General features: G+C 73.0%; 8 protein-coding genes and 1 pseudogene. 6 read left to right on the forward strand and 3 right to left on the reverse strand.

Going from position 1 to position 9,884, the window contains the following annotated elements; genetic code table 11:
• Window positions 1-127: 127 nt before the first annotated feature.
• Both AB0K34_RS44605 and AB0K34_RS44610 read right to left on the reverse strand, forming a co-directional pair.
• Entirely contained in the window at window positions 128-1,918 is a 1,791-nt protein-coding gene (locus AB0K34_RS44605) for an NAD+ synthase (protein WP_364554578.1), read from the reverse strand.
• Window positions 1,919-1,950: 32 nt separating this feature from the next.
• Window positions 1,951-3,207, reverse strand: a complete 1,257-nt coding sequence (locus AB0K34_RS44610) for an MFS transporter (RefSeq protein ID WP_364554579.1) — start codon at window positions 3,205-3,207, stop codon at window positions 1,951-1,953.
• A gap of 55 nt (window positions 3,208-3,262) precedes the next feature.
• Between AB0K34_RS44610 and AB0K34_RS44615 the strand changes: the two genes are divergently transcribed.
• A complete protein-coding gene (locus AB0K34_RS44615) occupies window positions 3,263-4,285 on the forward strand; it encodes a DUF5937 family protein (protein ID WP_138640762.1) in 1,023 nt (340 codons plus the stop codon).
• Here the strand turns inward: AB0K34_RS44615 and AB0K34_RS44620 are convergent.
• Complete coding sequence (locus AB0K34_RS44620; protein ID WP_138640764.1) at window positions 4,225-5,244, reverse strand: terpene synthase family protein; 1,020 nt, start codon at window positions 5,242-5,244, stop codon at window positions 4,225-4,227. The genes AB0K34_RS44615 and AB0K34_RS44620 overlap by 61 nt on opposite strands.
• Window positions 5,245-5,417: 173 nt before the next feature.
• On the opposite strand from AB0K34_RS44620, the gene AB0K34_RS44625 reads away from it, so the two are divergent.
• The 5 genes and pseudogenes from AB0K34_RS44625 to AB0K34_RS44645 form a co-directional block, all read left to right on the forward strand.
• Window positions 5,418-6,242, forward strand: coding sequence for a transporter substrate-binding domain-containing protein (locus tag AB0K34_RS44625; RefSeq protein ID WP_240808453.1), 825 nt, complete (start codon window positions 5,418-5,420; stop codon window positions 6,240-6,242).
• Complete coding sequence (locus AB0K34_RS44630) at window positions 6,239-7,066, forward strand: amino acid ABC transporter permease (RefSeq protein WP_205719596.1); 828 nt, start codon at window positions 6,239-6,241, stop codon at window positions 7,064-7,066. Before AB0K34_RS44625 ends, AB0K34_RS44630 begins: the two co-directional genes overlap by 4 nt.
• On the forward strand, window positions 7,063-7,851 hold the full coding sequence (locus tag AB0K34_RS44635; protein ID WP_364554582.1) for an amino acid ABC transporter ATP-binding protein: 789 nt from the start codon (window positions 7,063-7,065) through the stop codon (window positions 7,849-7,851). The genes AB0K34_RS44630 and AB0K34_RS44635 overlap by 4 nt, the downstream gene beginning before the upstream one ends.
• 150 nt (window positions 7,852-8,001) lie before the next feature.
• Window positions 8,002-9,363 (forward strand): glutamine synthetase family protein, encoded by a 1,362-nt coding sequence (locus AB0K34_RS44640; RefSeq protein WP_138640758.1) that lies wholly within the window; start codon window positions 8,002-8,004, stop codon window positions 9,361-9,363.
• Window positions 9,364-9,441: 78 nt separating this feature from the next.
• A pseudogene (locus tag AB0K34_RS44645) lies at window positions 9,442-9,884 on the forward strand (bifunctional glutamine-synthetase adenylyltransferase/deadenyltransferase); the annotation flags it as partial.

Here is a 9,884-nt window from a genome sequence, read left to right on the forward strand (position 1 = left end):
GGGGGGGCGGTTTGTGGCTCCGCGCGGGGGGGGCCCCAGCCCCCCACCGCCCCCCCCCCGGCGGGACGTGCGGCCTCCGGGCGCCAGAGCGCCCTCCAGCCGCCCGACCCGTGGGCGGTGGTTGGGGTTAGTTTTCTTGTTCGCGCCAGGCGTTGGTTATGGGGAGGCGGCGGTCTCGGCCGAAGTTCTTGGGGGTGATCTTCGGGCCCGGAGGGTACTGGCGGCGCTTGTACTCGGCGATGTCGACCAGGCGGATGGCGCGGTCCACCAGGGCGGGGTCGTGGCCGGCCTTGATGAGGGACTCGCGGCCCATGTCGCGTTCGACGTAGTCGGCGAGGAGCGGGTCCAGGACGGTGTACTCGGGGAGCGTGTCGCGGTCGCGCTGGCCGGGGCGCAGCTCGGCGGACGGCTCCTTCACGATGATGGCCTCGGGGATGGGCTCCTGCGCGAACGGGTGCAGGAACGGCAGGTCGACGCCGGCCTGCGTGTTGCGCCAGCGGGCGAGCTGCCACACGGTGAGCTTGAAGACGTCCTTGATGGGGGCGAAGCCGCCCGCGGAGTCGCCGTAGAGGGTGGAGTAGCCGGTGGCGAGTTCGCTCTTGTTGCCGCCGGTCAGGACGAGGTGGCCGTGCTCGTTGGACAGGGCCATCCACACGTTGGCGCGGATGCGGGCCTGGAGGTTCTCGGCGGCGAGGCCGTGCAGGTCGAGCTGCTTCTCGAACGCCTCGACCATGTCGGCGATGGGGACGGTGCGGGAGTTGACGCCCTGGCGCTTGACGAGGTCCTCGGCGTCCACGACGGAGCCCTCGGAGGAGTAGCGGCTCGGGAGCAGGACGGCGTGCACGTTCTCCGGGCCGATCGCGTCGGAGGCGATGGTGGCGACGAGGGCGGAGTCGATGCCGCCGGACAGCCCGAGGACGACGGAGCGGAAGCCGTTCTTGCGGACGTAGTCGCGGGTGCCGAGGACGAGCGCGGCGTAGATCTCGGCGAGGTCGTCCATGGGCTCGGCGGCGGGCTGCGGCCGCACCGGGTAGGCGGGCAGCGGGTCCGGGGTGAGGACGTGCCGGTCGATGGTGATGGTGGTGCCGTCGTGGGCGTCGACCGGGGTGCGGCCGGGTCCGGCCGAGGGGTCGGCGGCGGGCAGCGCCAGGTCGGCGACGAGGAGGTGCTCGACGAACTGCGGCGCGCGGGCCAGGGGCGTGCCGTCGGGGCCGACGATGACGGAGTCGCCGTCGAAGACGAGTTCGTCCTGGCCGCCGACCATGTTGACGTAGGCGAGGGCGCAGCCCGCTTCGCGGGCGCGTTCGGCGCACAGGTCGAGGCGGACGTCGTCCTTGTTGCGCTCGTAAGGGGAGGCGTTGACGGCGAGCAGCAGGCCCGCGCCGGACGCGGAGGTGACGCTGACCGGGCCGCCGTCCTGCCAGAGGTCCTCGCAGATGACGGTGGCGACGTCGACGCCGCGGACGCGGACGACGGGCAGCCGGTCGCCGGGGACGAAGATCCGGTACTCGTCGAAGACGCCGTAGTTCGGCAGGTGGTGCTTGGCCGAGCGGACCAGGACCTCGCCGCCGTGCAGCCACGCGGCCGCGTTCAGCGGCGCGCCGGCGGGCTGCCCGGAGCGGACCGGGCCGACGGAGCGGCGGTCCAGGTAGCCGGTGACGACGGGCAGGTCGCCGAGGCCCTCGTCGGCGAGCCGGCGGGCGAGCCGGTCCAGGGCCCGGCGGCACGCCTCGACGAAGGACGCGCGGAGCGCGAGGTCCTCCACCGGGTAGCCGGTCAGCATCATCTCGGGGAAGGCGACCAGGTGCGCGCCCGCGTCGGCGGCGCGCCGGCTCCATTCCACGATCAGGTCGGCGTTGCCGTCGAGGTCGCCGACGGTCGGGTTCACCTGCGCGAGCGCGATCCTGAGCTGTGCCACCCTCCCAGGGTAGAACGCGCGCGGCCGTTTCGTCACTTTGACGAGAAGTCGGCGGCGAGCGCGGCGGCCCGGCGGCGGCGGATCGCGGGGGCGAGGGCGAGCTGCGCCAGCGCCGCGACGAGGGCCAGCCCCGCGCAGGTCAGCCACAGCGCGGCCGCCCCGCCGGTGCCGAGCAGCTGGGTGCCGCCGAGCGGCGCCAGCAGGAAGCCGCCCGACCACGCCATCCCGTACAGCCCGTTGTACCGGCCGCGCAGGTCGGCGGGCGCGAGGTCGGCGACGACGGCCTGCAGGACGGACGCCGCCGTGATCTCCCCGAGCGTCCACACCAGGATCGTCGCGGTGTACGCGGCCACCGTCGAGGCCAGCGAGGTCAGCCCGTAGCCGAGCCCGACCAGCAGGAACCCGGCGACCATCACCAGGCTGTGGTCGCGGCGGGCCAGCCACGCGTTCACCAGCGGCTGCACGATGATGATCAGCACGCCGTTCGCGGCGATCGCGAGGCCGTAGGACTGGGGGCCGAGGCCGTCCTCCTTCATCGCCAGCGGCATCGTCGTCATGCCCTGCATCAGCACGAAGGTGTACACCAGGGTGACCAGCACGTAGCCGACCATGACGCGGTCGCGCAGGACGCGCACGAACCCGCCGGTGCCGCCGGCGCGGGTCTCCCGCGACCGCGTCTCGGGAATGGCGCGCCACACCAGCAGGCCGAACCCGGCGCAGGTGGCCGCGTCGATCCAGAACAGCCACAGGAAGCCCTGCTGCGCGAGCGTCCCGCCGAGCACCATCGCGACCGCCCAGCCCAGGTTGATCGCCCAGAACAGCAGCCCGAAGGCGCGCGGCCGGTCGGCGGGGGAGATGATGTCGGCCACCATCGCCTGCGCGGCGGGCCGGTACATGTCCAGCAGGACGCCGAGCAGCAGCGCCGCCGCCACGAGGGCGGCGATGCCCTGGGCGTAGCCGAGCGCGAGCATCGCGGCGCCGGTGCCGACGGTCGCGATCGTCAGCGTCGCCCGCCGGCCGATCCGGTCGGCGAGCAGCCCGCCGACGATCTGGCCGCCGAGCGAGCCCGCGCCGAGCACCGCCATCACCACGCCGGCCTGCGCCAGCGACAGCCCGCGCATCGTCGTGAGGTAGAGGCCGAGGAAGGGCTCGACCATGGTGCCGAGGCGGTTGAGCAGCGTCCCCGCCCACAGCACCCAGAACGGCCGGGGGAAGCCGCCGACACGGGGGCGCAGGAACGCCGCGACCCGGCCCGGCGCGGCGACGGGGGTGTCTTCCAGAGTGGTCACTCGCACGATGGTGGGCGCTCCGGACGGCCCCGGATAATCATTTAGCCTGGACTGAATGATCGAGTTCGTGTTCGCGCCGGACGACGTGGCCCGCGTCCGGTTCGCGTTCTCGCCGCTATGGGAGATGGTGCGCAGCCTGCGGGTGCTCGCCGACCCGTCCGGGCACGCGCTGCACCTGCCGTGGGTGCGCACCGTCCGGCCGCGGCTGCGCGGGCTCGGCCTCGGGCCGCTGCACGAGGTCGTCGGGCCCGCCGGGTACATCCCCGACTTCCTCACCCCGCCGCCGGGGACCCCGCTGCCCGACCTCGCCGAGGAACTGGGGATCGTCCGGGCCACGCCGCCGGAGGTCGTCGCCGCCGAGCTGCGCTGGACGGAGTTCGGCACCCGGCCGGGCGCGACGCGGCTGGCGATGGCGGCCACTCCGGAGCGCACCCTGGCGCACCTCGCCGACCTGCTCGAACGGTACTGGGAGGTCGCCGTGGAGCCGTTCTGGCCCCGCGTCCGCGACCTGCTCGAAGGGGACGTCCTGCGCCGGACGGGCGCGCTCGCCGCCGAGGGCGCCGCCGGGGTGTTCGGCGACCTGCACGAGGCGGTGTCGTGGCGCGCCGGGACGCTGACCGTCGACCGCCGCTGGACGTTCCGCGGCGAGCTGGCCGGGCGCGGGATGCTGCTCGTCCCGAGCGCGTTCGTGTGGCCGCACGTCTCGGTGATGATGCCGCCCTACCAGCCGATGCTCAGCTATCCGCCGCGCGGCGTCGCGACGCTGTGGGAGACGGGGCGGCCGGACGAGCGGCGGGACGCGCTGGCCGCGCTGATCGGCCGGCGGCGCGCCGAGCTGCTCGCCGCGCTGGCGCGGCCCGCCGCTACGACCGACCTGGCGCGGCGGCTCGGCGTCACCGCCGGCGCGGTCAGCCAGCATCTCGGCGTGCTGCGGGCCTGCGGCCTCGTCACCGGGCACCGCATGGGCCGCCGGGTCCTGTACGTGCGCACCCCGGCGGGCGACGCGCTCGCGCGCGGTCAGCGCAGTGAGGCGAGCGCGTCCAGGCGCAGCGTGCCGGGCGCCGAGTCGGGCGCGTAGCGGCCGGACTCGGCGAGCCAGTCCAGGTGGGCGCGCGGCGTGTCCAGCAGCACCTTGACGACCTGCGCGGCGGCGGCGCGCTGCGCGACCGTGAGGTCCAGCCGGTCGAGCATCTCCGGCAGCCTGCGCGCCGCCGTCCACGCCTGCTCCAGCCGGTCGACGATCCGGTCGGCGACGGCGGCGGCGGCCTGCTCGGCGGTCAGGCCGCGCGTCCGGGCGAGGACGGCGGGCAGCGCGTGCACGTCGCCGCGGGCCGCCTCCAGGTCGCAGGAGGCGAGGTCGTTGGACCAGGCCACGGCGTCGGCGACGCCGTCGGCGAGGGTCTTCCAGCGGGGCGTGCGCAGCAGCCGGGCCGGCAGCTCGACGCCGAGGACGGGTTCGACCAGGTCGTACAGGAACGGCCCGCACGCCCGGCGGCGCAGCGGCGGGTACTCCGCCTCCGTCGGGACGTGCCGGATCCGGCGGTTGACCGCCTCCTCCGCGCAGCCGTCCCGGTGCGTTTCCAGCTGCAGCATGAACCGGCGCCGCCACTCGCGGCTCATGTCCTTGGCCGTCTCCTGCCACAGCTCGACCAGCGACGCCTCCAGGGGCCGCGCCCCCGGCCGGGCGTGGCCGCGCCGCATCGCGCGCAGCAGGTCGTCGTACAGCGCGTGCACGGCGCTGCCGCTGTCGGCGAGCGGCGGGTGGTCCATCGTGTCGTCCAGCGCGAGCGCCCAGGTCAGCCAGCGGGCGAACAGGTCGACCCCGGCGAGCTCGGCGGACGGCAGCACGCGGGCGGCGAGCCGCTCGCAGCGGGCCCGGCCGAGCGGCGAGGTGTCCGGATCGCCGAGCACGAGGCCGCGGCCGCGGGCCCAGGTCTCCACCTGGGCGCACAGCCGCCACGACTCCGGGTGCATGGCCGACGGTGTCGCCAGTGCGGGCACCCGGTCCGTCATCGAGAGCAGAAGAGAGATGTCCACGACCCTGACCACGCTAATGATCATTCCGTCGAGCGACCATGATCGCCGCGTCAATTTCCGGGAAACGGTTCCGTGCGGACGGTCATGGAGGCGCCATCCGCCCGCCCGTACCGGACGCCGCCCTGACGTGCGATAGTTCGATGATCGGCAACACGCTCATACCAGGAGGAAAAGTGTCCAGAGGGACCGTGCGATGGGCACTGGGCGCGGGCCTCGCGGCCCTGGCGCTGACGGCGTCGGCCTGCGGTGGCGACGAGGGCGCCACCGTGCAGGGCGTGACGCTCATCGAGAAGGGCGCGCTGACCTCGTGCACCCACCTGCCGTACCCGCCGTTCCAGTCCGAGGACAAGAAGACCGGCAAGGTCGTCGGCTTCGACGTCGAGCTGATCGACCTCGTCGCCAAGAAGCTCGGCGTGACGCAGAAGGTCGTCGACACGCCGTTCGAGACGATGAAGACGGGCGCCGCGCTGAACGCCGGAAAGTGCGACATCCAGATGGGCGGCATGACCATCAAGCCCGACCGGGTGAAGTTCATGGACGTCTCCGCCCCCTACTTCGACGCGACGCAGTCGCTGATGGCGAAGAAGGGCAGCGGGATCACCTCGCTGGACGACGTCAAGAACAAGAAGCTGAAGCTCGGCTCCCAGGCGAGCACCACCGGTGAGGACTTCGTCAAGGAGAAGGGCTTCGACCCGCGCTCGTTCGACAACTCCAACGCCGAGCTGGACGCGCTGCGCACCGGCCAGGTCGACGTGATCGTCCAGGACGACCCGGTCGTCAAGGGCTGGCTGAAGGACCCGGCGAACTCCGGCTACGAGATCGTCGCGAACCTGAACACCGGCGAGCAGTACGGCTTCTGGATGCGCAAGGGGAAGAACCCCGAGCTGGTCAAGATCACTAACGAGGTGCTCGCGCAGGCCAAGGCCGACGGCACCTACAAGAAGATCTACGAGAAGTGGATCGGTCCGATGCCCGCGGCCGCCGGCGGCGGGTCGTGACCGCGGAACCGGTCAAGGCGGCGGTGCCCGGCGGGCTGTCCCGCCGGCGCCGCCGGCAGCTGTCGCTCGGCGGGCAGTACGGGCTCTTCGCCCTCGTCGTGATCGTGGTCGTGCTGCTGGCCGACTGGGGCACGCTGCGGCTGAACTTCGCCAACTGGGAGGTCGCGAAGAGCCTGTTCCCCGACGTCATCACGGTCGGCCTCCGCAACACCGCGGTCTACACGGCCACCGGCTTCGGGCTCGGGCTGGTCCTCGGCCTCGTCATCGCGCTGATGCGGCTGTCGTCGGTCGCGCCCTACCGGTGGTTCGCGGCGGCGTTCATCGAGGTCTTCCGCGGCCTGCCGCTGCTGCTGATCTTCATCTTCATCAGCGTCGGCGTGCCGCTGGCCTTCGGGACGACCGTTCCCGGCGGGGCCGTCGGGCAGACCGCGCTGGCCCTCGGCCTGGCCGCGGGCGCCTACATGGCGGAGACGATCCGGGCCGGGATCGAGGCCGTCCCGAAGGGGCAGACGGAGGCGGCGCGCTCCCTCGGGATGTCGCACGCCCGCGCGATGCGGTCGATCGTCATTCCGCAGGCGTTCCGCATCGTCATCCCGCCGCTCACCAACCAGCTGGTGCTGCTCTGCAAGGACTCCTCGCTGGTGCTCTTCCTCGGCATCACCCTGGAGCAGCGGGAGCTGACGAAGTTCGGCCGCGACCTGGCGGGCCAGGTCGGCAACACGACCCCGATCATCGTGGCCGGGATCTGCTATCTGATCATCACGATCCCGCTGAGCCTGCTGGCCCGGCGGCTGGAGGCGCGGCAGCGCAGGGGGCAGCGATGACGGGCCTCGGCAAGGGCACCGGCGGCGGAGCCATCGAGATCACCGGGCTGCGCAAGGCGTTCGGGACGAACGAGGTGCTGCGCGGCATCGACTTCCATGTCGAGCCGGGCGAGGTGGTGTGCGTGATCGGCCCGTCCGGGTCGGGCAAGTCGACGCTGCTGCGCTGCGTCAACCTGCTGGAGGAGCCGTCGGCGGGGACGATCCGGGTCGCGGGCGCCGACGTCACCGACCCCGAGGTGGACATCGACGCCGTCCGCCGCCGGATCGGCATGGTGTTCCAGTCCTTCAACCTCTTCCCGCACCTGACGGCCCTCGGCAACGTGGTGATCGCGCAGCGGAAGGTGCTGAAGCGGGACAAGGCGGAGGCCGAGCGGATCGCCCGGGAGAACCTGGAGCGGGTCGGGCTGTCCGACAAGGTCGACGCGTACCCGGCGCAGCTGTCGGGCGGGCAGCAGCAGCGCGTGGGGATCGCCCGCGCGCTGGCGATGGGGCCGGAGGTGATGCTGTTCGACGAGCCGACGTCCGCGCTGGACCCGGAGCTGGTCGGCGACGTCCTCGGCGTCATGCGGGGCCTGGCGGAGGCCGGGATGACCATGCTCGTGGTCACCCACGAGATGTCGTTCGCCCGGGAGGTGGCCGACCGGGTGGTGTTCATGGACGGCGGCGTGGTCGTCGAGGAGGGCCCGCCGCAGCGGGTGATCGCCGACCCGTCGCACGAGCGCACCCGGGCGTTCCTGTCCCGCGTCCTCGATCCGGCCGCCGCGCGGGTCGGGGAGGGTGAGTAGTCGGATATGTTCCGGTCAGCGGGAATGGTCCGGTGTAACGTCGCGGTAACAGCCACCGGGCATACTGCGAAGTAGCCGGACCGTCTCTCGCGGCCGGCATGCGTTGCCCGGCCCCATGTCGGCGGCGGGGCAGTACCGAGGGAGAAGGTTTTGGACCGTCAGCAGGAGTTCGTGCTCCGCACGCTGGAGGAGCGCGACATCCGCTTCATCCGGCTGTGGTTCACCGACGTGCTCGGGTTCCTGAAGTCGGTGGCCGTGGCGCCCGCCGAGCTGGAGGGCGCGTTCGGCGAGGGCATCGGCTTCGACGGGTCGGCGATCGAGGGCTTCGCGCGGGTGTACGAGGCCGACATGATCGCCAAGCCGGACCCGTCCACCTTCCAGGTGCTGCCCTGGCGCTCGGAGTCGCCGGGCGTCGGGCGGATGTTCTGCGACATCCTGATGCCGGACGGGACGCCGAGCTTCGCCGACCCCCGCTACGTGCTGAAGCGGGCGCTGTCGCGGGCCGCCGACCTCGGGTTCACCTTCTACACCCATCCCGAGATCGAGTTCTTCCTCCTCAACGACAAGCCGGAGGACGGCAGCGAGCCCGAGCCCGCCGACTCCGGCGGCTACTTCGACCACACCCCGCACAGCGCCGCGCACGACTTCCGGCGCAACGCGATCATGATGCTGGAGGCCATGGGCATCTCGGTGGAGTACAGCCACCACGAGGGCGCCCCCGGCCAGCAGGAGATCGACCTGCGGTACGCCGACGCGCTCACCACCGCCGACAACATCATGACGTTCCGGCTGGTGATGAAGGAGGTCGCGCTGGAGCAGGGCGTCCACGCGTCCTTCATGCCGAAGCCGTTCACCGAGCACCCCGGCTCCGGCATGCACACCCACATGTCGCTGTTCGAGGGCGACCGCAACGCCTTCTACGAGCCGGGCGCGGAGTTCAAGCTGTCCAAGGTCGGGCGGGCGTTCATCGCCGGGCTGCTGCGGCACTCCGCGGAGATCACCGCGGTGTGCAACCAGTGGGTCAACTCCTACAAGCGGCTGTGGGGCAACGTCGGCTCGGCCGCCGGCGCCGGGGGAGAGGCCCCGTCCTACATCTGCTGGGGGCACAACAACCGGTCCGCGCTCGTCCGCGTGCCGATGTACAAGCCGCACAAGGGCCACTCGACCCGGATCGAGTTCCGGTCGCTGGACACGGCCGCGAACCCCTACCTGGCGTTCGCGGCGATCCTCGGCGCCGGGCTGAAGGGCATCGAGGAGGGCTACGAGCTGCCGCCGGGCGCCGAGGACGACGTCTGGGCGCTGACCGTCGCCGAGCGGCGCGCCCTCGGCATCGAGCCGCTGCCGCAGAACCTGGACGAGGCGATCCACGCGATGGAGCGCAGCGAGCTGGTCGCCGACGTCCTCGGCGAGCACGTGTTCGACTTCTTCCTGCGCAACAAGAGGCAGGAGTGGGAGGAGTACCGGCGCCAGGTGACCGAGTTCGAGCGCAGGCGCCTGCTGGCGGTGCTCTAACCGTCCTCCAGCCCCCGCCCACCGCCATCCAATGGACGAGCTTCGCTCGACGCCCCCCGCCGGATTACGGTTGACGCTGTGACCGAGTCCCGCACTCCCGAACGCCGCTCCTCCCTCGCCGGACGCCTCGCGCGGCTCGGCTTCACCGACGCGGCGCGCGCCGAGTGGCTGCTGCGGGACGCCGAGCGCGGCACCGGCGCGCCGCCCGGCGCCGAGCTGCTCGACGCCCTCGGCGGCACCGCCGACCCCGACCTCGCCCTGGACGGCCTGCTGCGCCTGCTCGCGGCCGCCGACGAGCACGGCGAGGGCGCCGAGCTGCGCGCGGCCCTCGCCGCCGAGCCGGGGACGCGGGAGCGGCTGACCGCGGTGCTCGGCGTGAGCGCCGCCCTCGGCGACCACCTGGCCCGCCACCCCGGCCACTGGCGGGTGCTGCGCGACGGCTGGGCGCCGCCGCCCGGCGGGCCCCGGGACGAGCTGCTGGCCGCGGTCGGCGCCGACCCCGCCGACCCGGAGCCCGTGGC

Source organism: Actinomadura sp. NPDC049382 (assembly GCF_040677125.1).
Classification (GTDB): domain Bacteria; phylum Actinomycetota; class Actinomycetes; order Streptosporangiales; family Streptosporangiaceae; genus Spirillospora; species Spirillospora geliboluensis.

What these genes read in the sequence shown, in the direction of transcription:
- AB0K34_RS44635 (WP_364554582.1), top strand. Translation starts at nt 7,063, where the DNA reads ATGACGGGCCTCGGCAAGGGCACCGGCGGCGGAGCCATCGAGATCACC.
- AB0K34_RS44615 (WP_138640762.1), top strand. Translation starts at nt 3,263, where the DNA reads ATGATCGAGTTCGTGTTCGCGCCGGACGACGTGGCCCGCGTCCGGTTC.